Source organism: Kushneria konosiri, assembly GCF_002155145.1.
Lineage (GTDB): Bacteria > Pseudomonadota > Gammaproteobacteria > Pseudomonadales > Halomonadaceae > Kushneria > Kushneria konosiri.
The window spans coordinates 1,695,874-1,721,061 of the sequence record NZ_CP021323.1 but is presented as its reverse complement, the minus strand read 5'-3'; the positions used below and the strand labels follow the sequence as shown (position 1 = coordinate 1,721,061).

The 25,188-nt window shown below is 62.0% G+C and carries 20 protein-coding genes; 16 read left to right on the top strand and 4 right to left on the bottom strand.

Going from position 1 to position 25,188, the window contains the following annotated elements; translation table 11 throughout:
- Positions 1–104 precede the first annotated feature (104 nt).
- A complete protein-coding gene (locus tag B9G99_RS07985; protein ID WP_086621573.1) occupies positions 105–1,130 on the top strand; it encodes a zinc ABC transporter substrate-binding protein in 1,026 nt (341 codons plus the stop codon).
- Here B9G99_RS07985 and B9G99_RS07980 read toward each other — a convergent pair.
- Positions 1,127–2,308 carry a CynX/NimT family MFS transporter gene (locus B9G99_RS07980; protein ID WP_227875984.1) on the bottom strand — a complete coding sequence of 394 codons (1,182 nt, stop codon included), beginning with the start codon at positions 2,306–2,308 and terminating at the stop codon, positions 1,127–1,129. The two genes, B9G99_RS07985 and B9G99_RS07980, sit on opposite strands and share 4 nt — an antisense overlap.
- Positions 2,309–2,538: 230 nt before the next feature.
- Between B9G99_RS07980 and egtB the strand changes: the two genes are divergently transcribed.
- The 8 genes from egtB (at position 2,539) to B9G99_RS07940 (ending at position 11,866) form a co-directional block, all read left to right on the top strand.
- On the top strand, positions 2,539–3,924 hold the full coding sequence (egtB, locus tag B9G99_RS07975; RefSeq protein ID WP_086621571.1) for an ergothioneine biosynthesis protein EgtB: 1,386 nt from the start codon (positions 2,539–2,541) through the stop codon (positions 3,922–3,924).
- A gap of 82 nt (positions 3,925–4,006) precedes the next feature.
- Complete coding sequence (gene egtD / locus B9G99_RS07970; protein ID WP_227875983.1) at positions 4,007–5,014, top strand: L-histidine N(alpha)-methyltransferase; 1,008 nt, start codon at positions 4,007–4,009, stop codon at positions 5,012–5,014.
- An 11-nt stretch (positions 5,015–5,025) separates the two neighbouring features.
- Complete coding sequence (locus B9G99_RS07965; RefSeq protein ID WP_227875982.1) at positions 5,026–7,242, top strand: glycoside hydrolase family 3 N-terminal domain-containing protein; 2,217 nt, start codon at positions 5,026–5,028, stop codon at positions 7,240–7,242.
- Positions 7,243–7,447: 205 nt separating this feature from the next.
- Entirely contained in the window at positions 7,448–8,323 is an 876-nt protein-coding gene (locus B9G99_RS07960) for a transporter substrate-binding domain-containing protein (protein WP_086623375.1), read from the top strand.
- Positions 8,324–8,731: 408 nt separating this feature from the next.
- The gene (locus B9G99_RS07955) at positions 8,732–9,262 is read left to right on the top strand and encodes a hypothetical protein (RefSeq protein ID WP_086621570.1); all 531 of its coding nucleotides are present in this window, start codon (positions 8,732–8,734) and stop codon (positions 9,260–9,262) included.
- 254 nt (positions 9,263–9,516) lie between these two features.
- Complete coding sequence (locus B9G99_RS07950) at positions 9,517–10,329, top strand: amino acid ABC transporter substrate-binding protein (RefSeq protein WP_086621569.1); 813 nt, start codon at positions 9,517–9,519, stop codon at positions 10,327–10,329.
- Between the two features lie 110 nt (positions 10,330–10,439).
- The gene (locus B9G99_RS07945; RefSeq protein ID WP_086621568.1) at positions 10,440–11,114 is read left to right on the top strand and encodes an amino acid ABC transporter permease; all 675 of its coding nucleotides are present in this window, start codon (positions 10,440–10,442) and stop codon (positions 11,112–11,114) included.
- Complete coding sequence (locus B9G99_RS07940) at positions 11,111–11,866, top strand: amino acid ABC transporter ATP-binding protein (RefSeq protein ID WP_086621567.1); 756 nt, start codon at positions 11,111–11,113, stop codon at positions 11,864–11,866. Before B9G99_RS07945 ends, B9G99_RS07940 begins: the two co-directional genes overlap by 4 nt.
- A gap of 31 nt (positions 11,867–11,897) precedes the next feature.
- Here B9G99_RS07940 and B9G99_RS07935 read toward each other — a convergent pair whose 3' ends face one another.
- On the bottom strand, positions 11,898–13,508 hold the full coding sequence (locus B9G99_RS07935) for an FGGY-family carbohydrate kinase (protein ID WP_086621566.1): 1,611 nt from the start codon (positions 13,506–13,508) through the stop codon (positions 11,898–11,900).
- Positions 13,509–13,748: 240 nt separating this feature from the next.
- Here B9G99_RS07935 and B9G99_RS07930 point away from each other — a divergent pair, with 240 nt between their 5' ends.
- From B9G99_RS07930 to B9G99_RS07910, 5 genes are all read left to right on the top strand, one after another.
- A complete protein-coding gene (locus tag B9G99_RS07930; protein ID WP_086623374.1) occupies positions 13,749–14,708 on the top strand; it encodes an ABC transporter substrate-binding protein in 960 nt (319 codons plus the stop codon).
- A gap of 80 nt (positions 14,709–14,788) precedes the next feature.
- Positions 14,789–16,339 (top strand): sugar ABC transporter ATP-binding protein, encoded by a 1,551-nt coding sequence (locus tag B9G99_RS07925; protein WP_086621565.1) that lies wholly within the window; start codon positions 14,789–14,791, stop codon positions 16,337–16,339.
- Complete coding sequence (locus B9G99_RS07920) at positions 16,336–17,325, top strand: ABC transporter permease (RefSeq protein ID WP_086621564.1); 990 nt, start codon at positions 16,336–16,338, stop codon at positions 17,323–17,325. Before B9G99_RS07925 ends, B9G99_RS07920 begins: the two co-directional genes overlap by 4 nt.
- A gap of 31 nt (positions 17,326–17,356) precedes the next feature.
- The gene (locus B9G99_RS07915) at positions 17,357–18,439 is read left to right on the top strand and encodes a zinc-binding dehydrogenase (protein ID WP_086621563.1); all 1,083 of its coding nucleotides are present in this window, start codon (positions 17,357–17,359) and stop codon (positions 18,437–18,439) included.
- 20 nt (positions 18,440–18,459) lie between these two features.
- A complete protein-coding gene (locus B9G99_RS07910; RefSeq protein WP_086621562.1) occupies positions 18,460–19,212 on the top strand; it encodes an SDR family oxidoreductase in 753 nt (250 codons plus the stop codon).
- A 239-nt stretch (positions 19,213–19,451) separates the two neighbouring features.
- On the opposite strand, the gene codA is transcribed toward B9G99_RS07910, so the two are convergent.
- On the bottom strand, positions 19,452–20,690 hold the full coding sequence (codA, locus tag B9G99_RS07905) for a cytosine deaminase (protein WP_086621561.1): 1,239 nt from the start codon (positions 20,688–20,690) through the stop codon (positions 19,452–19,454).
- Positions 20,691–21,968, bottom strand: a complete 1,278-nt coding sequence (gene codB, locus B9G99_RS07900; protein WP_086623373.1) for a cytosine permease — start codon at positions 21,966–21,968, stop codon at positions 20,691–20,693. It lies immediately after the preceding gene.
- A 205-nt stretch (positions 21,969–22,173) separates the two neighbouring features.
- On the opposite strand from codB, the gene B9G99_RS07895 reads away from it, so the two are divergent.
- Together B9G99_RS07895 and B9G99_RS07890 are read left to right on the top strand one after the other, a co-directional pair.
- Entirely contained in the window at positions 22,174–23,409 is a 1,236-nt protein-coding gene (locus tag B9G99_RS07895; RefSeq protein ID WP_158521461.1) for a nitrate regulatory protein, read from the top strand.
- Positions 23,410–23,785: 376 nt separating this feature from the next.
- Positions 23,786–25,156 (top strand): MFS transporter, encoded by a 1,371-nt coding sequence (locus B9G99_RS07890; protein WP_086621559.1) that lies wholly within the window; start codon positions 23,786–23,788, stop codon positions 25,154–25,156.
- The last annotated feature ends 32 nt before the right edge of the window (positions 25,157–25,188 follow it).

The following is a 25,188-nucleotide window of genomic DNA, read 5'->3' as shown; positions in this document are numbered from 1 at the left end:
GCGCGTCGTAGATGGAAGGCTTGTCAGCGGGTGCGCCGACCATTAATGTGACACGTTATAACATAACATTAAATGCCGATTCACTCCCGTTTAGAGAACCTGTCATGAAATACTCCTGCCGCTGGCTGCTGCCGTTAATGTTGACCCCGTCACTGGCGCTGGCCGATGTGCCTCGCGTGGCGGTGGATATCGCCCCCGTCCAGTCACTGGCCGCCCAGGTCATGGGTGATCTGGGGACTCCAGAGATGGTGATGCCGCCCGGTGCCTCTCCACACGGCTATTCGATGCGCCCATCGGAAGCCTCGACGCTGGATAATGCCGACGTGGTGTTCTGGGTCGGGCCACCCCTGACGCCGTGGCTGGCCGATGCCATCAAAACACTATCCGACGATGCCGATGCGGTCGCGCTGCTCGATGCCCCCGGTACGACCCGCCTCGACTACCGCGAAGGCGCCACGTTCGAGGCCCACAACCATGATCACGGCCATGGACACGAGCACGAACATGACGACGGCCACGATCATGAGCATGCCCACGACGGCGGCCACGATCACGAGCATGCCCACGACGGCGGCCACGACCATGGTCACACTGGCCTGAACCCGCATGCCTGGCTTGACCCTGACAACGCACGGGTCTGGTTGAAAGTCATGGCAGACACGCTGGCCAGGACTGACCCCGAGCACGCCGACATCTATCATGACAACGCTCGTAACGCTCAAAAGCGCATTGATCAACTGGTCTCGACCACCGAAAAGCGCCTGGCCGATGACCACAACACGCGCTTTATTGTCTTCCACGACGCCTATCAGTATTTCGAGGAGCGCTTTGATGTCCACGCCGCCGGTGCCATCTCGATCGGCGATGCCTCAAGCCCGGGGCCAGCGCGGATACGTGAACTGCAGGAAAAGGTAACGTCGCTGAACGTGCAGTGCATCTTTTCCGAACCGCAGTTCAACCCGCGCATGATCGAGAGCATTTTCGGCAACATGCCCGTCAACACCTCGATCGTGCTGGACCCGCTGGGCGCCGGCATGGCCCCCGGTCCCGGGCTTTATGACGCACTCATTACCCATATCGCTAACAGCATCGATGAGTGTGCCGAGAGCAGCACTCAAAAGGCAGGCTAGCCCCCCTGGCGCAGCGTCACCATCCGTGGCCGGCCAATCAGAAAACCGGCCACGGCCTGAACGCCCAGCAGCACCATCAATAGCCCCATCGAGGCAGCCCAGCCGCCGGTCAGGGCCTTGAGCGCCCCGAACAACAGCGGCCCGCTGGCGGCGAGCAGATAGCCCACGCTCTGCGACATGCCGGAAAGCATCGCGGCGTGCTGCGATTCGCGCGTTCTCAGCACGATCATGGTCAGCGCGAAGCTGAAACTGCCGCCCTGCCCGGCCCCCAGCAGGATCGCCCACAGCGCCGGCAGCCTTGTCGGGGCCAGCAAAAGGCCCGCAAGGCCGATGGCAATCAGAGCGCACATCCCCAGCACCAGCAGGCTGTGACGATGCATCCTCGCCGCGACCCGGGCGATCACATAGCTGACCGGAATGCTGACCAGATTGAGCAGCGACACCATGTTGCCGGCCATGGTGCTGGACACGCCCGAGCTGATGGCCACCGAGGGCATCCAGGTCTGCAGGGTATAAAAGCCGAGCGACTGCATGCCCATGAAAATCGTCAGCGTCCAGGCCACCGGACTTTTGAACAGCGCCGTCATGCGCACCGCACCACCCGCCTGAGCGGCCGCCGGGCGCCGAAACGCCAGCCAAAGCCAACCCATCGAGGCGACCAGGGCCAGTCCTGCCCATAGCCGCACCGGCGTCGACCAGTGACCGCTGGCCTGCAACAGGGGGACCGCGGTCCCTGCCGCCAGCGTCGCGCCAATGCCCATCACCACCGTATAAAGCCCCATGGTCTGACCCAGCCGGTCGGCTCTATCACGCTTGACCAGACTCGGCATGAAGACGTTGCCAAAGGCAATGCCAAGGCCTGCAAACAGGGTGCCGAGCAGCATGATCGGAAAGGCCTCGATGCCGCGCAGCGCGCTGCCGGCGGCCACCGCCACCAGCGCCAGTGCAATGGCCCGATCCAGCCCCAGCCGGGCCGAAAGCGTCGGTGCCAGCGGCGAGAGCAGCCCGAAGCAGAGAATCATGCCGGTAGTCAAAAGACTCGCCGCACCGGCGCCAATGTGCAGGGACGCCATGATCGGCTCCAGCACCGGGCCAATCACCACGATGGGCGCACGCAGATTGAGGGCGGCAAACGCAAAGGCCAGCAGCCATAAAAGGGAAGCAGACGGACGTGGCATGTCAGACATGAGGACCTGATAACCGGCGGGAGGGATGAGTAGCGCCGCAGTCTAGCACTTCATCATGCAGGAATGGCGTCACATCCCCTTACCCACCGTGACAAATTTCCGGACATCCGGCAGGGCACGCCGGCGAGGCATTGCTACGCTGAAAACACATACGCTCTGCCGATGGCGTCGCAGGGCGCCCCCTGTTCACCCGTTGATGCGACTTCATCAAAGGACCCCTCATGACCCAGACAACCCGGGCACCAATCAATACCGCTGACGCCGCCCATACCCTCGAGTGGCTGCGCCGCTTTCAGCGTGTGCGAAGCGCCAGCGAAACCCTGTGCGCCCCGCTCGAGACCGAGGACTATATGGTCCAGAGCATGGCGGATGTCAGCCCGCCAAAGTGGCATCTGGCGCACGTCAGCTGGTTTTTTGAAGCCTTCATCCTCACGCCTTATTTAAAGGATTATCAAACGCCTGATCCGGCGTATGACTTTCTGTTCAATTCCTACTACGAAACCCACGGCACGCCGTTTCCACGGCATCTGCGCGGCACCATCTCGCGCCCCACGGTCAAGCAGGTCTACCAGTTTCGCGCCCACATCGACCAGGAGATGGAACGGCTTTTAAGTGCGCCGCCGCCTGAGCATCTTGATGAGATCATCGATCGTCTCGAGATCGGTCTGCACCACGAACAGCAGCATCAGGAGCTGCTGGTGATGGATATCCGCCACATTCTCTCCTGCAACCCGCTGCACCCGGTCTACCGCGACGACATCCGCCAGACGCTTCTGGCCAATGCCGAGCAGGCGCCTACCGCCCATGACGACAATGCTCCTGTAGACAATGACCCTGTAAACAATGAACCGCGCTGGCACCGCTATGCCGCCGGGGTGCGTCAGATCGGGGCGGACTACCCCACCGAGTCCGCCTTTGATCATGACGGTCAGGGCTTCGTGTTTGACAGCGAAACGCCACGCCACCGCCAGTACGTGGCCGAGTTCGAGCTGGCCGACCGCCCGGTCACCAACGCCGAATTCATCAAGTTCATCGAAGACGGTGGCTACTCGCGCACCGAGCTTTGGCTGTCTGATGGCTGGCACCTGATCCACCAGACCGGCTGGCAGGCCCCCGAGTACTGGCAAAGGGTCGACGGCCGCTGGCATACCATGAGTCTGGGGGGACTGGTGCCGGTCGATCTGAACGCGCCGGTGTGTCATGTCAGCTTCTATGAAGCCGATGCCTATGCGCGCTGGGCCGGTGCCCGCCTGCCGACCGAGGCCGAATGGGAAACCGCCGCGGAAGACCAGCCAACGGACGGTCACTTTGTCGAAGACGAGGTGCTGCAACCGCAGGCGAGTGCCGGCGCACGGCGTCAGGGCCCACAGCAGCTCTATGGCGATGTCTGGGAGTGGACCGGCAGCGCCTTTCTGCCCTACCCGGGCTTTACGCCGCTGGAAGGCAGCCTTGGCGAATACAACGGCAAGTTCATGTCCGGTCAGATGGTGCTGCGCGGCGGCTGTTGTGCCACGCCCGGCGATCATATCCGGGCAAGCTATCGCAATTTCTTCCCGCCCCAGGCGCGCTGGGCCTTCTCCGGCATTCGGCTGGCGCGCGATATTTGATCCTGTACCGTCCGCGCCCGTGTGGCGCGGCTTGACCTGAACTCCCTGATCACTGGACTTCCTGACAAAAGGACCGGCTGTCATGTCACAGGCACTCTCCACCGCGTTTTCCTCGCCGAGCAATCGCCACCGGGTGTGGTTTCACGATCAGATGACAGACGCTGACGGGGAACAGAGCCTGCTGGAGGCCATCACCCTCGGGCTGACCGACTCGCCCCGCTGGATCTCGCCCAAGCACTTTTATGATCACCGCGGCTCCGAGCTGTTCGACCGGATCTGTCAGCAGCCGGAGTACTACCCCACCCGCACCGAGGAAACGATTCTTGAGCGTTCGGTGTCGGACATCGCCGAGTGTGTGGGTCAGAACATTGATCTGATCGAGCTGGGCAGCGGCGCCTCCCACAAGATTCGACTGCTGCTCGATGCCCTGCGTCCACGTCACTATATGGGTGTGGATATCTCACGAGATTTTCTGCTGGAGAGCACCCACCGTCTGGCCAATGACTACCCCTGGCTTTCGGTGCACGCCCTGTGCGCCGACTTCACCGCGCCGTTCAGCCTGCCGGCACTGGAAGGCGATGCCCGGCCGGTGGTGTTTTTCCCCGGTTCCTCGATCGGCAACTTCACCCCGCGCGAGGCGATGACGCTGCTGGAGCAGATTCATGACCAGCTGCCCCCCGGCGGCGGGCTTTTGATCGGGGTCGATCGCATCAAGGATCGCGATCGTCTGGAAGCCGCCTACAACGACGCCGCCGGTGTGACGCGCGAGTTCAATCTCAACCTGATCCACCGCCTGCGTGATGAGCTGGGCGCCGAGGTCTCGCCTGAGGATTTCGAGCATCTGGCCTTTTACAACGAGGCTGCCTCGCGCATCGAGATGCACCTTGTCTGCCAGCGCGACCAGACCTTCCGTTTGGATGACCAGATCATCTCGCTGGAAACCGGGGAGCACATTCACACCGAAAACTCCTGGAAATACAGCCGCGAGGGCTTTGAAAAACTCGCCGGACACGCGGGTTTTCAAACGCGCGCGCACTGGTGTGACGATGAAGGACTCTTTGACGTGCACTACTTCGAACGCTTGGCCTGAGGGAGGCAGCAATGGCGGCAACGTGGTCAGACAAGGCGGTGGGGCGGCCCTTCGGGGCAGATCAAAAGCGCGATAGCGCATTGAAGGAACAGGTTGAAGCGCTGCTGTGCCAGATGACACTGGAAGAGAAGATCGGCCAGATGAATCAGGTGGCCGGCAGTCGCGATACCACAGGGGCGCCGGCCAATACCGAGATCGAGGCGGACGTGCGGGAAGGTCGGGTCGGCTCGGTGTTCAACGCCTTCGGGGTCGACTTCACCCGCGAGCTGCAAAAGCAGGCGGTGGAACACTCACGGCTTGGTATTCCGCTGCTGTTTGGTTACGACATCATCCACGGCTTTCGCACCATCTTCCCGATTCCGCTCGGTCAGGCCGCCAGCTGGCATCTCGAGGGCATCGAACGCGCCGCCCGCATCATGGCCATTGAAGGCGCCGCCTCGGGCGTGCACTGGACCTTCGCGCCGATGGTGGACGTCGCCCGTGATCCGCGCTGGGGACGGGTCATGGAAGGCGCCGGCGAAGACACCTACCTGACGTCGCTGATCGCGCGGGCCCAGGTACGCGGCATTCAGGGGCGTGACCCCGGCGCCATCGACACGCTTGCCGCCTGCGTCAAGCACTACGCCGCCTACGGCGCGGTAGAGGCCGGTCGAGAGTACAACACCGTCGACATGTCCGAGTGGCGGCTGCGCTCGATCTACCTGCCGCCCTTTCTGGCCGCGCTCGAGGAAGGCTGTGCCAGCGTCATGACGGCGTTCAACACCCTTAACGCCCTCCCGGCCACCTGCCACCCGCTGCTGCTTGATCAGATTTTGCGCCGCGAATGGCGCTTTGAAGGCATGGTGGTGACCGACTACACCGCCATCATGGAACTGGAACAGCACGGCGTCGCCGCCAATGCTTCAGAAGCCTCACGCAAGGCGGTCAACGCCGGCGTCGACATGGACATGCAGTCCAGCTATTTCATCAAGACGCTGAATGATCTGGTCCAGAACGGACAGGTCGAGGAAGCGCGCATCGACGAAGCGGTGCGGCGCATTCTCTGGCTCAAGGCCGCGCTTGGCCTGTTTGAGGACCCGTACCGCTACGCCAATGATGACCGCGAAGCCGAGTGTTTGCTGAGTGACGCCCACCGCCGCGCCGCCCGCGAACAGGCGCGTGAATCGATGGTGCTGCTGAAAAATGAGGGCAATGTGCTGCCGCTGAATGACCGGCACAAAAAAATCGCCCTCATTGGCCCACTGGGTAATACGCGGCGACTGATCGGCTCTTGGCACGGCAACGGCGATCACAACGACACCGTCACCCTGAGCGAAGGTCTGGCCAACCGGCTCGTCGAGGACGCGGTGATCCTCTACGCCGAGGGCGCTTCCAACCGGATCGGGGATACCGATACATCCGGCATCGAGGCGGCACTGGAGCTGGTGCGCCAGGCCGACGCCGTGGTGCTGGCACTCGGTGAGGACGAAGCGGACGCCGATGAGGCCGCCAGCCGGGCCGACATCGGTCTGCCCGGGGCGCAGCTTGAACTCGCCCGCCGGGTACTGGAAGCTGCCGGCGACATGCCTATCGCCACCGTATTGTTCAACGGCCGACCGCTGGCGCTGACCGAGCTTGATGAGATCGCACCAGCCATTCTGGAAGCCTGGTGGCCGGGTACCGAAGCGGGCAACGCCGTGGCGGACGTGCTGTTCGGTGACGTGAATCCTTCGGGCAAGCTGCCGATGAGCTTTCCAGCAAGCGTCGGCCAGATTCCGGTCTACTACAACGCCTTCAACACCGGCCGGCCAAAGGGAGTCGATCCCAAATACGCCTCCAAGTATCTGGATATCCCCAACGCCCCGCTCTACCCCTTCGGCTTCGGGCTCTCCTATACCACGTTCGAATATGGCGCGCTCGAGACGACGTGCTCGGAGATCGGGCTCGACGACACCCTCGAGGTAAGCCTTGCCGTCACCAATACCGGCGAGCGGGACGGCATCGAGGTGGTGCAGCTCTACCTGCAGGACGTACATGCCAGCGTCGTGCGGCCGCTGCGTGAACTTAAAGGTTTCCAGCGTCTCGAACTGGCACCAGGGACGTGCGAACGCGTTACCTTCCGGATTACCCCTGATATGCGCGGCTTTTTAAACGCCGAGCTCGAACATATGCAGGAGCCAGGACTGTTTCGGGTGCAGATCGGCGGGTGCTCGCAAAGCGGGCAGGAGATCGAGTTTCGGGTAGTGTGACCGATACCTCAGCCAAAACCCACAGAGCCGCTCGGCGTCATCGCCGGGCGAGCCTGTTCCCCTGGTACATTCAACATTGGCCCAGGCAGGGTCGCCAACGGCGCGCAATCAGCGTACCCTCCCGCGTCGACGCATTTTCTGATGTCTGATAACACAATGCCCATCCGGTGTTTTTGACCGGATTTACTCTGCGATGGAACATCTCATGGTTCGACTGCTGCGCGCACATGCCCGCACCCTGCCGGCGCGTCGTCTTTCTTCTGCTCTGCTGGCGGCCACCCTCTGGATTGCGGCCCTGACGTTGATGCTGGGCGTCTGCCTTGCCCCACACGCCGAGGCGGCCGATAGCCCCGAGCCCTCTGCGCTGGACAAGATCATCGAGCGCGGCACGCTGAAGGTGGGTACTACCGGCGACTACAAGCCCTTCAGCTATCGCACCGATGACGATCGCTTTATCGGCCTTGATCCGGACATGGCGGCCAATCTGGCGCAGACGCTTGGCGTCACGCTTGAGCTGGTGCCCACCAGCTGGCCCACCCTGATGCAGGACTTTCAGAACCACCGCTTCGACATCGCCATGAGTGGCATCTCGGTCAATCTGGATCGTCAGAAAAACGCCTGGTTTTCCACGCCCTATCAGCGCGATGGCAAGACCCCGATCGCTCGATGTGATGATCAATCAAACTATCAAACGCTTGAACAGATCGACCAGCCCGGCGTTCGCGTCATCGTCAATCCCGGCGGTACCAACGAGCGCTTCGCCCGTGCGCATCTGCAAGAGGCCACGATTGTCGACTACGACGACAACGTCACCATTTTCGATCAGATTGTGCAGGGCAAGGCGGATCTGATGATGACTGATGCCATCGAGACGCGCCTGCAGGCCAATCTTCATCCCGAGCTGTGTGCCATCCATCCCGACCAGCCGTTCAATTTCTCCGAAAAGGCAGTCCTCTTGCCAAAGGACATGGACCTCAAGCTCTTTGTTGATCAGTGGCTGCGCCAGCTCAGTGAAAGCGGCACCTTTGATGAACAACTCAAGCACTGGCTTGAGTACGACTGGCAGCGTCAGGCAGATTGACAGGCAGCAACCGTTTTGAGGGGAATGCCCACTTCGGGATGACCCATCTTTTTCGATAGCTGAAACAAAACGGTTTCATAGTCTCTGTTCATGCCATCAAATCCCCAGAGCGGCCAAAGCCTCCGGAACTGGCCATGTCTCTGGTTCACAACGCTTTATGGTTTTTGAAACCGATACAGATTGATAACCTGTGTTAAGGAATGACGGCGATACTGTAAGGTAGCCTCTGGCCTTAAAGCGTGATATCAATGCCCGGATATCTCCCATTCATCATGGCATCTCGAGCCGTGAAAGGGAGGGCCAGCGTCCGCTCCATACGTCTTGAAACCGTTTTAACTCCGGCATCTCCCCCTCACTTCTTGACCCGACATTCGAACCGCTCACGCGGCGCACTGAAGGCAGAGGAATATGAAAGACCTGAACCGCGTATTCAAACACTATGAGCAGCAGGTCAGCAGCAGGGGCTCCTCACTGCGTCCTCACTCCATCCAGGAACAGGGCGATGATGCTGAACCTGAAGAGTCGGCAAACTTTGACGAGATTGCCCAGCGCATTCTGATTCCTGCCATGGAATGGGCGCGCGATATCGCCGGCAGCAATCACTATGCCAGCGAAATTCATGTGCACTGCGAAAATGACTCCAGCACCCGCGAAATCGAGGCTGTCGAGTTTCATCTGCTGCCGGTTCAGCACGTCACCATGAAACGGGGCTTTACCAACTTCAATCATCTGCGTATCAGCCATGATCCCGATCACGACGGCCTGCGCATTGATCGCAGCTTCATGAAGCACCACCGCCACGAGGAGCAGGGAGAGTCCTGGATTTCGTGTGGCAATCTCACCCAGGACCGCGTGCAGGACATCATTGCCGATTTCATCGAGATGGTGCTGGCCAATCAGCTTGATAACGAGTCAGACCCAAGCCTGGCATCCTTCTGATGCCTCGCTGCCTTCCCTGTTGCGTTTGATCAATCCCGGAACATCGTCCCGCCAGCGGGACCATCCCACGAACACAACGCCGCCTTGACAACATTTCGGCAAGCGCTGAATACGCGTCAGCCCTGTGCCGCAATGGCGCTATAGTTAAAAACCTCTTCGCATATAAAAACTTTTTCTTATTCCTTTAAGGAAGGTTGAGGTACGCTAACGGCATTCGGCGCCGGCAGGCGCCTCCCCGTTTAAAGGAGCATGACATGACGGCTTTCAAGACTCTGGCGCGCACGCTGGCCATCACCTCACTGGGACTGGCCACGTTCATGGGTACTGCCACGGCGGCTCAGGCCGAGACGCTGCGCGTGGGCATGTCCGGTGGCTACTACCCCTTCACGTTTGTCGATCATGACAAACTCCAGGGCTTTGAAGTCGATGTCATGAACGCCATCGGCAAGCAGACCGGTGATGACATCCAGTTCGTGACCGCCAGCTTCTCGGGTCTGGCCGGCATGCTGGATTCCGGTCGCATCGATACCATCGCCAACCAGATCACCATCACACCGGAGCGCCAGGCCAAGTATGCCTTCTCCGAGCCCTACGTCTATGACGGTGCTCAGGTCGTGGTCAAAAAGGGCAACGACAGCATCCACGGTGTGGAAGATCTCAAGGGCAAGACGGTCATCATGAATCTGGGCTCGAACTACGAGACCCTGCTCAAGGAGTTGCCCTACGCCGATGAGATCAACCTCAAGACCTATGAGTCCAACATCGAGCAGGACGTGGCGCTCGGCCGTGCCGACGCCTTCGTGATGGACCGCACCAGCGCCGCCCAGGTGATCAAGGACAAGCCGCTGCCACTGCAGCTGGCCGGTCAGCCCTTTTCCAAAATCGAGAACGCCCTGCCGTTTCGTGACGACGAAAAGGGCCGCGCCCAGCGCGACCGCGTGAACAAGGCCCTCGACACCCTGCGTGAGAACGGCGAGCTCAAGGCCATTTCCGAGAAGTGGTTTGACAGCGACATCACCGAAGCCCCGCAGTCCGAAGGATCGGAAAAGACCGGCAGCAACAGCTGATCAGCGCTATGCTCTGCCCAATGGCCCCGGCATGTCCGGGGCATTTTGTTTTCACCCTCAGGCGTCTCGCAGGCTTTTAACGCGGGACGCTCGTTTTAAAGCGCATCGCCATGCAAGCACTCAACCTTGATTACATGGTCGGGCTGGTGCCCGTCCTGCTGGGCTATCTCCCGCTAACGCTGGGCATGGCCGCCGCGGGCATGGCCTGTGCCCTGATACTGTCCTGCCTGCTCGCCGTCATTCGCGTTTCGCGCCTGCCAGGTCTCAATCAGGCCGCAAAACTGTTCATTTCGTTTTTTCGCGGCACCCCGCTTTTGGTACAGCTCTTTTTGTTTTATTACGGGCTGCCGCAGTTTCTCTCCTTTCTGGTCTCGATCAACGGCGTAACCGCGACCATCATGGGCCTGACGCTGCACTTTTCGGCCTACATGGCCGAATCGATCCGTGCCGCCATCACCGGCATTGATCGCAGCCAGACCGAGGCCGCCCAGTCGATCGGCATGACCCAGTTCCAGACCATGCGCCGCATCATCCTGCCCCAGGCCACGCGGGTGGCCACGCCCACGCTGATGAACTACTTCATCGACATGATCAAGTCGACGTCGCTGGCCTTTACGCTGGGGGTCACCGAACTGATGGGCGCCACCCAGAAGGAAGCCGCCAGCAGCTTTCTCTACTTCGAAGCCTTTCTGGTCGTGGCGGTGATCTACTGGATCATTGTCGAGGCGCTCTCCTGGTGTCAGAAGCGGCTGGAAAAACGTCTCAACCGGGCCTACCAGCGATGATTGCACTCAAGGGCATCACCAAACGCTTTGGCGAACATACCGTGCTCGATGGGATTGACCTGTCGCTTGAGCGCGGCGAAATCATCGTGGTGATCGGCCCGTCCGGCACCGGCAAGTCGACCCTGCTGCGCTGCGTCAACTTCCTAGAGCGCCCCGATGCCGGGCAGCTGACGGTCGGCGATCTGAGCGTGGACGCTGCCCGCGCCACCAGCGACGACATTCTCGGTCTGCGCCGGCGCACGGCTTTTGTGTTCCAGAACTATGCCCTCTTTGCCCACAAGACGGCGCTGGAGAACATTGCCGAGCGCATGATCGTGGTCGAGGGACTGTCAAAGGCCGAGGCGCACGCGCGCGCACGCGAGATCCTCGAGCGCATCGGCCTTGCCGACAAGGCGGATGCTTATCCTGCCGCACTGTCCGGCGGGCAGCAGCAGCGCATCGGCATCGGCCGCGCCATGGCGGCGAAGGCCGAGGTCATCCTGTTTGACGAGCCGACCTCGGCGCTGGACCCGGAGTGGGTCGAGGAAGTGCTGGCCCTGATGAAGCAGCTCGCCGCCGAGCAGCAGACCATGATCGTGGTGACCCATGAGATGCAGTTTGCCCGCGAAGTGGCCGATCAGGTCGTGTTCATGGACGGCGGGCGCATCGTCGAGCAGGCGCCGCCTTCCGAGCTTTTCACCCATCCGCGTGATGAACGCACCCGCAGCTTTCTGCGCAAGGTGCTCGCCGGCAACGCGCCATCAGACGCCTGACGGCGCGCCGCTGCCCTTGTCAGCCATCCAGTCAGCGCGTTTCCATGAGCTCACGATAGCGCAGCTGGTCCTGATGCATCTGGCGATAGACCCGGTACTTGGCGTCAAAAAAGCCGCGCCGGGTCACGTCCGGTGTGATCGTCTGCGCCGTCGCGCTCATCGCCGCGGCCGCCTGACGAAGTCCCGGGTGATCACCACAGGCGGTGGCTGCCAGCATCGCACTGCCCAACAGCACCGTCTCGCGTTCCTCGGGCAGCTCGATGACAAGCCCGGTGGCATCGCTCAACTCCTTCAGCCAGCGCGCGTTCTTGAGCGCCCCGCCGCACAGGCGCAGCCGCTTGATGTCATGCCCGTGAGCGTTGAGCGTCTCGACGATATGGCGCGTGCCCAGGCTGACCGCCTGCAGGGTGGCCAGATAGCGCACGGCCAAGCCATCGATGTCACGATCAAGCGTCAGCCCGCTGACCATCCCCTTGAGAGAGGCATCCGCCAGCGGCGAGCGATTGCCATGGTGATGGTCCAGCAGGTGCAGATGCCGGGTCAGCTCGTCGCGGCTTTCCTCTTCCAGCGTCTCCAGCCGCTGATTGAGCCACTCGAAATGGCTGATTCCATCACGCTCGGCCGCCGCCATCAGCGCATCCCTTGCGCCGCTGTCGGCAATCACGTGATCGATCAGCGCCCCCACCGCGCTCTGCCCGCCCTCGTTGATCCAGCCATCCGGCAGCACCGCGCCCCAGTAAGGGCCCCAGACACCCGGCACGAAGCAGGGCTCGTGAGAGAAGGCGATATGACAGGCCGAGGTGCCGGCAATCACGGCCAGGCTTCCCTCCGGGTCGTCCCCCAGCATGCCAAGGGCGCCAGCGTGGGCGTCGATCAGCCCGATGGCCACGACCGTGTCAGAAGACAGCCCCATCGCCTCGGCAGCTTCAGGGGAAAGCGTGCCGGCCCGGGAGCCGGGGGCGCGAATCTCGCCCTGCATCGCCGGGCGCGACATCAATTCATCGAGTCCCAGTCGTTCGAGCAGATCCTCCGGCCAGCGCCCTTCATGGGCGAGATAGAGCCACTTGCAGACCTGTGTGCAGACGCTGCGCTCCGGCTCATGCCGCCCGTCCAGATCGCCGATGGCGCGTGCCACCATGAAATCGGCCAGATCGAGAAACAGTGCTGCCCGTTCAAACTGATCAGGGCGCTGGCGCTTGAGCCATAAAAGCTTCGGCAGTTCCAGCTCCGGACTGACCTGCCCGCCGATGTATTCCAGCGCCGGATGCCGGGTTGCGACAATCTCTTCGGCTTCTTCAATGGCGCGATGATCCATCCACATCACGATGTTGTGGTCATCAATGTTGTCCGGTGACACCGAAACTGGGGTGCCCTGATCATTCAGCGCCACCAGCGAACAGGTGGCATCAAAGCCGATTGCCCGCACCGAACCGCCATCGATACCGGCCTCACTCACCGCCGCGCGCACGGCCGCCACGCACTGCGACCAGATGTTGTCGCTGGACTGCTCGACAAAACCGGCGCGCGGTCGGTACTGCGCGATCTCGCGCGCTGCCTGCGCCACACAGCGCCCGCGCGCATCGAACACGCCGGCCCTGACGCTGGCCGACCCCACATCGATTCCCAGGTAATAAGCGCTCATGACGGCTCCTGATAATGGCGTGGCGCTACCCTGACACAGGGTGACCGCACACGGCCTGTCGACCTTGGTTCAATCACCCAAAGGTGAATTGCTCGGGCGTATAAAACACCGCTAAATGCCGAATGACAACGTTAACATTATCGCATCCGGCCGATGAATCGGTGATATGAGGAAGCGCTGCCAACGTTGTTGACCGCTCATGGCACCTGCCATGCCTTCATGATCAGCCGGGAAACCATCATGCCTATCACGATCCCAAGCGCCAAAGGTCTTCTGGGCGCCACTCTCGTCACGACACTGCTGGCCGCCTCAACGATTCCGCTGGCCGGTGCCGCTGACAAGGCCCATGACAAGCCCGACGATGAACTTGTCATCGGCATGTCCTTTCAGGAGCTCAACAACGTCTATTTCGTGACCATGCAGCGTGCGCTGCAGGAAGCGGCCAACGACATGGGTGCCAGTCTCGTGTTCACCGATGCCCGTCACGACATCTCCAAACAGATCAACGATGTCGAGGACATGCTCCAGCGCGGTATCGATATCCTGCTGCTCAACCCGACCGATTCTGTCGGCATCCAGTCGGCCGTGCTCTCGGCCCATGACGCCGGCGTGCCGGTCGTGGCCGTTGATGCCCAGGCCGAAGGGCCGATCGATGGCTTCGTCGGTTCGAAGAACTTCGATGCCGGCTACAAGGCCTGCCACTACATGGGCGAGCAGCTCGACGGCAAGGGCAAGGTTGCCATTCTTGACGGTATCCCGGTGGTGCCGATTCTCCAGCGCGTCGAAGGCTGCGAAAAGGCGCTTGGCGAGTTTGACGGCATCGAGGTGGTCGACAAGCAAAACGGTCATCAGGAACGCTCCACCGCGATGAACGTGACCGAAAACATGCTGCAGGCCCATCCGGATCTGGCCGGCATCTTCAGCGTCAACGACGTGGGTTCGCTCGGCGCGCTGGTCGCCATCCAGTCGTCCGGCAATGACGTGAAACTGGCCAGCGTTGACGGCAACCCGGAAGCGGTCAAGGCCATGCAACAGCCCAACTCGCCGCTGATCGCGATCGCCGCCCAGCACCCGGCCACCATGGTCACCCAGGCCCTCGAGCTGGCCGTGAAGAAATACCGTGGTGAAGACTCTCCCAAAGAGATACCGATCGACGTCACCCTGGTGACCGCCGACAACGCCGGCGACTTTCACTGGTAAGGGCGTTCGCTGGTAGAGACGTTCACTGGTAAACCGATCACCCGAGCGCGCCTCGTCAGAGCCGCGCTCAGGAGGTATTCATGGCGCTATTGTCACTGGAAGGCGTGAGCAAGAGCTTCCCCGGCGTGCGCGCGCTGCATGACGTCAGCCTCAGTGTCGAGGCCGGCGAGATTCACGCCCTGCTGGGGGAAAACGGCGCCGGCAAGTCGACACTGATGAAAATTCTCTGCGGCATTCATCAGCCCGACAGCGGCGAGATCCTGATCGACGGCCACGCCCAGCATTTCTCGAGCTATCGACGCGCCTGCGCCGCCGGTGTCGGCATCGTCTTTCAGGAGTTCAGCCTGATCCCCGGGCTCAGCGTGGTGGACAACATCTTTCTCGGGCGCGAGCCGCGCAATGCGCTGGGGCTGATTCGCCACGGCGAGATGGTGGATAAGGCCTGCGCCCTGTTTGAACGGCTGGGCATCGATATCGACCCGCTGATTCACGTGCACCATCTCAGCGTGGCCGATCAGCAGTTCGTCGAGATCGCCAAGGCGCTGTCGCTCAATGCCCGCGTGCTGGTGCTCGATGAGCCCACCGCCCCGCTCACCCCCACCGAGGTCGAACGGCTCTTTGCCATCATGCGCCAGCTGCGGGACCAGGGCGTGGCGATGGTGTTCATCTCTCACCACATGGAAGAGATCTTTGAGATCTGCGACCGGGTCACCGTGCTGCGCGATGGCGAGTACGTCACCACGCTCAACGTGGCGGACACCGATGCCGGCGCGCTGGTCGAGCAGATGGTCGGCCGGCGGGTCGACAACATCTTCCCCGAGCGCCAGACACCGCCACCTGCCGACGACATCGTGCTCGATGCCCGCATTCGCATGGCCGGCCGAAAGCATACCGACCACATCCAGCTGGCCCGCGGTGAGATTCTGGGGTTTGCCGGGCTGGTCGGCTCCGGGCGCAGCGAAATGGCACTGGCCATGATCGGTGCGCACCCGGTGGCCGAGCGCCATATGCGCCTGGAAGGTGAAGCGGTGACACTCAAATCCCCCGCCGATGCGCTCAGACGCGGCATCGGACTGTTGCCGGAAAACCGCAAGCAGCAGGGGCTGATTCTGCCCTTCACCTGCGCCGACAACATCTCGATCAACCATCTCGAGCGCTTTCAGTCCCCTGCCCCCTTTATCAGCCGCCGCCGCGAGCAGGCAGCGACCGAGACGCTGATGGACCGGGTTCGGGTCAAGGCGCCGGGTAGCGACACCGTGGTCGGCACGCTCTCCGGCGGCAACCAGCAAAAGGTGGTCATCGCCCGCTGGCTGGAGCGCGGCTGCCGGGTGCTGATCTTTGACGAACCGACCCGCGGCATTGATGTCGGCGCGAAATCCGAGATCTACGCCCTGATGAAAACGCTCACCGCCCAGGGCATCTCGATTGTCATGATCTCCTCGGAGCTGCCCGAAATCACCGGCCTGTGCGACCGCGTGCTGGTGTTCAACCACGGCCATGTGGTGGCCACACTTGCCGGTGACGAAATCAAGGCCAGCACCATCATGACCCACGCCACCCGCCAGATTTCCCTTGATCACCCCACGGGTGCCACCGATGACGCGGCGGCCACCATGGAGCACGCCTCATGAATACGTCTGCCTCAACGTCTGATGTGAATTCAAAGCCCCGACGCCAGCGCCGTTCGCGCTGGTCCCGGCTGGTGCATTCGCCGGTCTTTTTTCCGCTGCTTGGCTTTATCGCCGTGTTCATTGTCATGGCGCTGGTCAATGACAACTTCCTGCTGCCCAACAACCTCTCCAACGTCGCCCGCCAGGGCGCGATCATCGGCATCATCGCCGTGGGCATGAGCTTTGCGATCTTCACCGGCGGGATTGATCTCTCGGTCGGACCGGTGATGGCGCTCTCCGGCACCATCATGGCGGGGCTGATGGCGGGAGGCTGGCCGCCCACCGTGGCGGTCATCGTCGGGCTCTTGCTGGGCATGGCGTTTGGCGCCTTCAACGGCGCCTGTGTGGCCTTTGCCCGCATGCCACCGATCATCGTAACGCTCGCCACCATGGGCATCGCCCGAGGGCTGGGGCTGATCTACACCGGCGGCTACCCGATCTCGGGCCTGCCGGCCGGCTTTGCCTTCTTCGGTCGCGGCGAGGTGCTGGGCATTCAGGCCCCGATCGTGATCATGCTGCTGGTTTACCTGGTCGCTTATGTGGTGCTGCACCACACCGCCTTTGGCCGCTACGTCTACGCCATCGGCGGCAACGAGGAAGCCACCCGCCTGACCGGCATTCGCGTGCCGCGCTTCAAGCTGATGGTCTACACCATCAGCGGCCTGACCGCCGCGATCGCGGGCCTGGTCATTACTTCCCGCCTGATGAGCGGCCAGCCCAATGCCGGCACCGGCTTTGAGCTCGATGCCATTGCCGCCGTGGTACTGGGTGGCGCGGCGATTGCCGGTGGTCGCGGGGCGATTCTCGGCACGCTGGTGGGCGCCATGCTGCTGGCGATCCTGAACAACGGCCTCAACCTGATGGGCGTATCGCCCTACCTCCAGGATGTGGTCAAGGGCGGCATCATCCTGCTGGCCATTTACATCGGGCGCGGCCGCAACGCCTGACCCTCACCCCTTTCACGACAGGAGTTCGAACATGACCGATGCAACCGCCACCATGCAGGCCGTGGTTTGCCACGCCCCCAACGACTATCGACTGGAATCGGTGGCCCGCCCCACCGCCGGACCCGGTGAAGTGATTCTGAAAATCGGCGCCTGCGGCATCTGCGCCAGCGACGTGAAATGCCGCGGCGGTGCCGAGATGTTCTGGGGCGGCAACGGCCAGCCCGCCTGGGTGAAGGCCCCGGTCGTCGCCGGTCACGAGTTCTTTGGTGAAGTCATCGAGATGGGCCCGGGCGCGGAAGAGCACTTCGACGTGCGCGTGGGCGATCAGGCAATCGCCGAGCAGATCGTGCCGTGCGGCAAGTGCCGCTACTGCGACAGCGGCCACTACTGGATGTGTGAAGTCCACAACATTCTGGGCTTTCAGCACGAGGTTGCCGAGGGCGGCATGGCCGAGTACATGCGCATCCCGGCGAAGGCGCGCCTGCACCGCATTCCCGAGAGCCTGAGCCTGGCCCAGTCCGCGTTCATCGAACCGCTGGCCTGCGGCATTCACGCCGTCAACCGCGGCGACATTCAGCTTGATGACACCGTGGTGGTCGCCGGTGCCGGGCCGATCGGCCTTGCCATGGTGCAGGTGGCGCACCTCAAGACGCCGAAGCAGCTGATCGTCATCGACATGATCGACGAGCGTCTGGAACTGGCCAAACGGTTTGGCGCCGATGTGGTGCTCAACCCCGCGCGCGATGACGTCAACGCCCGCGTGAAGGAGTTGACCGGCGGCTATGGCTGCGATGTCTATATCGAGGCGACCGGCTCACCGACCGGCGTGCGCCAGGGCCTTGAGATCATCCGCAAGCTGGGGCGCTTTGTGGAGTTCAGCGTGTTCGGCAAGGAGACCACGGTGGACTGGTCGATCATCGGCGATCGCAAGGAGCTCGATGTGCGCGGCGCCCACCTCTCCCCGCACACGTTCCCGGTCGCGATCGACCTGATGGCGCGCGGGCTGGTGACCACCGATGGCATCGTCACCCACGAGTTGCCGCTGGCCGAGTTCGAAGAGGGCTTTCGCATGGCAACCGCCGCTGAATCCATCAAGGTACTGCTGGTGCCCTGAGCGCTGCACGCGAGGACGAGATGAGCCACACACAAGCAATCACCCAGTACGCCGGCCTTCAGGGCCGGCGCTATCTGGTCACCGGTGCGACCAGCGGCATTGGCCAGGCCGTCGCGCTGGCCCTGCGCGAGCAGCACGCCGAGGTGGTCGCACTCGGCCGCAATCTCGAGGCGCTGGCGGCGCTCGAGGCTGCCGGCTGCATCACCTGTACGCTGGAGCTGACCGATACCGAGGCGCTTGAACAGGCCATTGTCGAGCACGGCCCGTTTGACGGGCTGGTCAACAGCGCCGGCATCACCCATGTGGAACCCGCACTGACCCTGCCGGCAGACGCGATCGATCAGGTGTTTCACACCAATGCCCGCGCCGCCGCCATCGCCGCGCGCTGTGTGGCCCGCGGCATGATCGAGGCCGGTAAAGGCGGCAGCATCGTCAACGTCTCGAGTCAGGCCTCCCTTGTGGGGCTGGATGACCATCTCGCCTACAGCGCCTCCAAGGCGGCGATGGACGCCATCACACGTTCACTGTGTCTGGAATGGGGCGCGCACGAGATTCGGGTCAACAGCGTCAACCCGACCGTCACGCTCACACCCATGGCGCAGAAGGTGTGGTCGGCACCGGAAAAGCGCGACCCGATGCTCGCGGCCATACCGCTGCACCGCTTTGCCGAGCTTGCCGATGTGGTCGAACCGATCCTCTTTATGCTCAGCGACGGCGCGGGCATGATCAGCGGCGTGTGTCTGCCGATCGATGGGGGATATACGGCGAGGTAGGGGTGGGGCCTTTCCCCGGATTCCATCAGGGAGTGATGTGCAGGTACAGAAAGCTTCGCGTTGTATCAGCATTGACCTGATGAGGTCTCAGCAACTGACAACGCCCCATCCGCATAATGGCGGCATGCAGTCAGCCCAGGCAGAAAAATGCTCGAATCACTACCTGGAACTGGTTAGTGACTACATGACCTGACCATTGCTCTCATCGTACCTGACGCGCTTTTGCGAACTCAGCCAATCTAGGGCGGTGTGACGACCTTCGACGGCTCACGCTGCATGATCACCTCGCCCTTGCGTACCGAGAGCAACACATCGCCCTGGTTGCGCAGCACGCTGTAGTCGTCCTCGCCTTCGAGCAGGTTGAAGCTTGCGGGCTTGCCGACCTCGATGCCGTAGCCCGCTTCAATGCTGAGTGTACGGGCGCTGTTATCGGTTACCAGATCAAGCGCCTGGCTGAAATCCTTGTGGCCCATCATCTGGCAGATATGCAGGCCAAAATCGAGCGTGCGCAGAAGCCGACCGTTGCCCAGCGAATACCAGGGATCAAAAATGGAGTCTTCAGCGAAGCAGACGTTAATGCCGGCCTCGTTAAGCTCCTTGACCCGGGTCACGCCACGGCGCTTGGGATAGGTATCAAAACGCCCCTGCAGATGAATACTCTCGGTGGGGCATGAGATGAAGTTGATGTTTGATTTCTTGAGTAGTCGGAAGAGTTTGGAGCAGTAGGCGTTGTCATAGGAGTGCATTGCCACCGTGTGGCTGGCGGTAACGCGCGAGCCCATATCATTGAATAGCGCTTCACAGGCCAATACTTCGAGAAAACGCGAATTGGGATCGTCGATCTCATCACAGTGCACATCGACCAGACGGTCATATTTCAAGGCCAGCTCGATCACCCGCTTCATCGAGGCCACACCAAGCTCTCGGGTGTATTCGAAATGGGGGATGCCACCTACCACGTCGGCGCCGATCTCCAGCGCCTCCTCCATCAGCTTTTCACCGCCGGGATAAGAGAGCAGACCCTCCTGGGGAAAGGCGACCACCTGAATGTCGATCCTGTCCTTGAGCTCGTCGCGCAATGCGCACAATGTCTTGAGACCGACCAGGCTCGGGTCGCTGGTGTCGGCATGGGTACGCACAAACTGCACGCCGTTATTGATCAACAGGTTAAGTGTCTTGTAAACACGCGTGCGAATGTCCGCCTCGGAGAGCATCGGCTTGCGTTCGCCCCAGCGTTCAATGCCTTCGAACAGCGTGCCGCTCTCGTTCCAGGCAGGTTCGCCGGCGGTCAGCGCGGCGTCCAGATGGATATGAGGTTCGATGAAAGGCGCACAGGCGAGCTTTCCGCCGGCGTCGATGTGTACATCCGTAGCCTCGATGTGGCCCTGCTGGACGTCGATGCCGACGAAGATGCCGTTTTCGATTTTCAGCTCAAAAAGCTCGGAGCGATGACGTAAGCGGGCATTGATGATGTGCATTCAGTGGCTCGCAGAGGGTTTGGCGGGAGTGGAAGGATGATCGGCAGACACCCGGGGGCGAATGCTCAAAAGCAATGCGTAGCTTAGGGCAGCGACCAGTACGCCGACCAGAGGCGGCAGAAGCGGAGAAAAATAGGCCGCCGCTGCGCCTATGGCATAGGCGCCAAGGCCACGACGGTTGAAGTCGGGAAGCGAGGCCTCCGTCAGGGCAGGATAGCGGCCCTGATGCTTGAGCCAGAAATCCGCCATGATGACCCCGCCCATCGGCGGAATGAAGGTACCGAGCAGCACCAGAAACGGAATCAGGTAGTTGTACATGCCGCCTACCGCCAGCACAGTACCGATGGCGGCGCCGATCACGGTGATCGTGCGGCGCCGGTCAGTGCGGAGCAGGTTGCACCCGGCCACTGCGAAGTTGTAGATGGTGTTGTCCTGAGTGGTCCAGATGTTGAGAAAGAGCATCAATACCGCAATGGAGACAAAGCCCTGGGCGATCAGCACATCAACGATGTCTGCCTGCTGGTAAATCATCGCCCCCAGTGCGCCGGTCAGTACCATCAGGCCGTTGCCCACCAAAAAGGCCGCCAGTGTCGCGATCACCGCGATGCGTGGGCTACTGGCGAAGCGGCTCCAGTTTGTAGCCTGGGTGCCACCGCTGATAAAGGTGCCAATGATTAACGTAATGGCCGCGGCCACACTCATGCTCTCGGTGGGAAGCTGCCGAGCAAGACCGGTCGCACCGCCGACATCGACCAGCCCCGTGATCAGGCTCAGCACGATGAAGAGCATCATCGCCGGCACAGCGAAGCGCGAAAGCCAGTCCATGCCGCGGTAGCCGATCATCGCAGTGATACAAAAACCAAACCCAAAAAGCACCATCAGAGGGATCTCCATCCACTCCTGCATCCCTGTGGTGCGTACCAGCACTACGGCGATGGTGGCGGTGCCCCAGGCGTACCAGCCGATCTGGGTGAAGCCGAGGATGAAATCCGAAAGCTTGCTGCCTTTTTCGCCGAAGCAGAAGCGTCCCATGAGCACCGCGTTCAGTCCGCTCTTGCAGGCAATATAGCCAAGAGCGGCAGCGTAGGCGCCCAGCAGCAGGTTGCCCAGCAGCACGATCCATAAAAGCTGACCGATAGGAAAAGCCTGACCCAGCGAGCCACCGGCCCACATGGTCGCAGTGAAGAAGGTAAACCCCAGTAATACGACCGAAGTGGACAACAACCCTTTACGCGCGCTGACAGGTACCTCGCGCAGGGGGTAGTCGGAAGTTTGCATGTTCGAAACCTCGATAGCCGTCATTGAACTGTCAGCACCTCAAGCAATAAGCGGGCCATCCAGGCAGTTTTTGATAAAACTTGTTGCCTGTGCCCCTTCGGCACTACTCCCCCCGATGACGACGCGAGTCGTGCTGGTACACTCGAACAACACCAACAACAAGACCGTCTCGGCCTGATCCAGGTCGAGGCCCGAGGACATGACCGTGACCAGCTCGACCCTTGAGCGGCTGCTGGCGGCCGCCAACGCCTCCGATATCGACCGACTTCATCAGCTGATTGCCCTCTGTGCGCTGGTAGGGCCGCTCAGCCAGCTGGTGCATGCCCTGCAGCGCGAGCGTGGGGCGGCAAGCATCGTGCTGGGCTCGCGCGGTCAACGCTTTATCGAACGCTACCAGGCGCACGCGGATCACAGTCGTCAGGCCGATACTCAGCTGCACGCGGCACTGACCCACTGGATGAGCGCTCGCGATGAGGCATCGCATGAGGCCCGCGCCTATTCTCCCCGCCTGCTCCGGCGTCTGGCCGGGGCGGTGACGGCACTGGATGCGCTCGCGGAGCTGCGCACCCGGGTGGCGGCCCAGCAGGTGAGCGCCGATGAGGCGACCCGTCTCTACAACCGGGCCATCGGCACGCTGCTTTCGGTGGTGTTCGAGGTGGCTGATACCGCCAGCGATGCCGATATCACCCGCGCGCTGGTCAGCCTCTTTCATTTCATTCAGGGCAAGGAGCTGGCCGGACAGGAGCGCGCCTGTGGAGCACTGGGCTTCACCCTGGGGCGTTTCGATGATGCCCACCGCCACACCCTTCAATCGCTGATCGATGCCCAGCAGGACTGCTTCGATACGTTTACCGAGTTCGCCGATGAGACGGCCCGACGCCGGTGGGCCGCGCTCGCCGATCACCCCACGCTGAGCACGCTGGGGCATCTCCGCGCCATGGCGCTTGCCGAGACGGTCCTGCCGGACGATCTCGAGGCACCCGGTGAGCAGTGGTACGCCCTGGCGACCCAGCGCATCGATGCCATGAAGGCCATCGAGGATCAGCTCGTCGAGGCGCTGCACCAGAGCTGTTGCCAGGCGCTTGAGCAGGCCAGCGGTCGTGATCGTATTGATGACGTGACGACCCGGGCAGAGCCGACCACACTGTCGCCCACCCCGGAGGTCGACGCCCCGGCCGCACCGGTCACGGTGCGATACTTCGACCGCTCCCTGCTGGAACTGGTCCAGACCCAGAATCACCGGCTTCAGCAGTTAAGCGATGAACTGGCTCACACCCGCAAAACCCTGCGCGAGCGCAAGCTGATCGAGCGCGCCAAGGGCCTGCTCATGGCGCAGCAGCATATCGATGAAGACAGCGCCTATCGCCTGATGCGCAAGGCCGCAATGGATCAGAGCCAGCCGCTGGTCTCGATTGCCCGGGCGATGATCGACTGCACCTAATGCCAGGTCGGCGCCGCTTCGGTGCATCACGCATCACCGGTGCACCGCCAGGGTCCCTGACGCCCCCCTGCCCACCGCCCTGCAAGGGGCCCATCACGCTCTGCTTCGTAGTAGTGTCCTGAAATGTCGGCATTCTTTTGATTCTGGCCTCACATCTGCTTGAGGTGACATGCCCCGAGCCAAAGGCGGTTCGAACGGGCAATGCCACCAGGCCCTTGCCCCTTCCCTGACAAGACATGACACGTTGCGCCCTCGGGCCTGCGTGTATCGGACAACGGCGTCCACCCACCTTCCTGCAACACGGGAAGGTCGGTGGGCGCCGTTGTCGTTTGTAAGGCCATGTCCCTTGAGTGTCGTCAACCACGGAGAACGAGTGATGGACATCCGTAACAAAGCCAACAGGATACGGTTACTGACCTTTTCGACCCCACAGATGCGCGCCTTCCATCTATCGTGGTTTGCCTTCCACGTGTGCTTTTTCGGCTGGTTCGGTATCGCCCCGCTGATGGCCGTGGTCCGTGATGACCTGGGACTGACCAAGACCCAGATCGGCAACACCATCATCGCCTCGGTCGCCATCACCATCGTGGTGCGGCTGCTCATCGGCCTGCTGTGTGACCGCATCGGGCCACGCAAGGCTTATACCTGGCTTTTGTGCCTGGGCTCACTGCCGGTCATGCTGATCGGTCTGGCCGACAGCTTTGAAACCTTTTTGATGGCGCGACTGGCCATCGGCGCCATCGGGGCATCGTTTGTGATTACCCAGTACCACTCCACGATCATGTTCGCGCCCAACGTGGTCGGCACCGCCAACGCCACCACGGCCGGCTGGGGCAATCTGGGGGGCGGCACCACCCAGATTCTGATGCCGCTGGTGTTCTCGGGCGTTTTGATGCTCGGGGTCAGCGAAACGCTGGGCTGGCGACTGGCCATGGTCGTGCCGGGCATCGTGCTGTTTCTGACCGGCATCGCCTATTACCGGCTGACGCAGGACGCACCGAACGGCAACTTTGATGAGCTGCGCGCCCGCGGCGAGCTGCCTGAAGCCACTCGGGAACATGGGGCTTTCCAGAGCTTTGCCGCCGCCGCAAAGGACATCCGCGTCTGGGCGCTGTTTCTGGTCTATGCCGCCTGCTTCGGGGTCGAGCTGACCATCAACAACATCGCCGCCATCTACTTTTTTGACACCTTCTCGCTGAATCTGGCCACCGCCGGTCTGATTGCGGGGCTGTTCGGGATGATGAACCTGTTCGCCCGAACGCTGGGCGGGGTCTTTTCGGATCTGTTTGCCCGCAAGAGCGGGCTCAAGGGCCGGGTCCGCTGGCTGTTTCTGGCCATGCTGTGTGAAGGCATTGCCCTGATCGGCTTTGCGCACATGGAGGTGCTGGCACTGGCCATCGGCATCATGCTGGTGTTCAGCCTGTTCGTGCAGATGGCCGAAGGCGCTACCTTTGGCGTGGTGCCGTTTATCAATAAAAAGGCGCTGGGCGCCGTGGCCGGCATCGTGGGGGCCGGGGGCAACGCTGGCGCTGTCGCCGCAGGCTTTCTGTTTCGAAGCGAGGCGCTGACCTATCAGGAAGGGCTATTCTATCTCGGCGTGGCGGTGGTGGTGATCTCGCTGGCCGCGCTGGCCGTACGCTTCACCCCCGAGGTAGAAGCCGAAGAGGAAGCCGCCTATCGCGAGGCCGCCGGTGCCGAGGATGACACCGGCCGCGCGTCGGTACGCGACGCACATCAGGCCTCCTGATCGATCAGGCCAGTGCTCGCGCAGCACTGGCC

Excerpts from the sequence above, each read along its gene's own strand:
- B9G99_RS07985 (WP_086621573.1), top strand. The coding sequence starts at position 105 with ATGAAATACTCCTGCCGCTGGCTGCTGCCGTTAATGTTGACCCCGTCA.
- B9G99_RS07980 (WP_227875984.1), bottom strand. The coding sequence starts at position 2,308 with ATGCCACGTCCGTCTGCTTCCCTTTTATGGCTGCTGGCCTTTGCGTTT.
- egtB (WP_086621571.1), top strand. The coding sequence starts at position 2,539 with ATGACCCAGACAACCCGGGCACCAATCAATACCGCTGACGCCGCCCAT.
- egtD (WP_227875983.1), top strand. The coding sequence starts at position 4,007 with ATGTCACAGGCACTCTCCACCGCGTTTTCCTCGCCGAGCAATCGCCAC.
- B9G99_RS07965 (WP_227875982.1), top strand. The coding sequence starts at position 5,026 with ATGGCGGCAACGTGGTCAGACAAGGCGGTGGGGCGGCCCTTCGGGGCA.
- B9G99_RS07960 (WP_086623375.1), top strand. The coding sequence starts at position 7,448 with ATGGTTCGACTGCTGCGCGCACATGCCCGCACCCTGCCGGCGCGTCGT.
- B9G99_RS07955 (WP_086621570.1), top strand. The coding sequence starts at position 8,732 with ATGAAAGACCTGAACCGCGTATTCAAACACTATGAGCAGCAGGTCAGC.
- B9G99_RS07950 (WP_086621569.1), top strand. The coding sequence starts at position 9,517 with ATGACGGCTTTCAAGACTCTGGCGCGCACGCTGGCCATCACCTCACTG.
- B9G99_RS07945 (WP_086621568.1), top strand. The coding sequence starts at position 10,440 with ATGCAAGCACTCAACCTTGATTACATGGTCGGGCTGGTGCCCGTCCTG.
- B9G99_RS07940 (WP_086621567.1), top strand. The coding sequence starts at position 11,111 with ATGATTGCACTCAAGGGCATCACCAAACGCTTTGGCGAACATACCGTG.
- B9G99_RS07935 (WP_086621566.1), bottom strand. The coding sequence starts at position 13,508 with ATGAGCGCTTATTACCTGGGAATCGATGTGGGGTCGGCCAGCGTCAGG.
- B9G99_RS07930 (WP_086623374.1), top strand. The coding sequence starts at position 13,749 with ATGCCTATCACGATCCCAAGCGCCAAAGGTCTTCTGGGCGCCACTCTC.
- B9G99_RS07925 (WP_086621565.1), top strand. The coding sequence starts at position 14,789 with ATGGCGCTATTGTCACTGGAAGGCGTGAGCAAGAGCTTCCCCGGCGTG.
- B9G99_RS07920 (WP_086621564.1), top strand. The coding sequence starts at position 16,336 with ATGAATACGTCTGCCTCAACGTCTGATGTGAATTCAAAGCCCCGACGC.
- B9G99_RS07915 (WP_086621563.1), top strand. The coding sequence starts at position 17,357 with ATGACCGATGCAACCGCCACCATGCAGGCCGTGGTTTGCCACGCCCCC.
- B9G99_RS07910 (WP_086621562.1), top strand. The coding sequence starts at position 18,460 with ATGAGCCACACACAAGCAATCACCCAGTACGCCGGCCTTCAGGGCCGG.
- codA (WP_086621561.1), bottom strand. The coding sequence starts at position 20,690 with ATGCACATCATCAATGCCCGCTTACGTCATCGCTCCGAGCTTTTTGAG.
- codB (WP_086623373.1), bottom strand. The coding sequence starts at position 21,968 with ATGCAAACTTCCGACTACCCCCTGCGCGAGGTACCTGTCAGCGCGCGT.
- B9G99_RS07890 (WP_086621559.1), top strand. The coding sequence starts at position 23,786 with ATGGACATCCGTAACAAAGCCAACAGGATACGGTTACTGACCTTTTCG.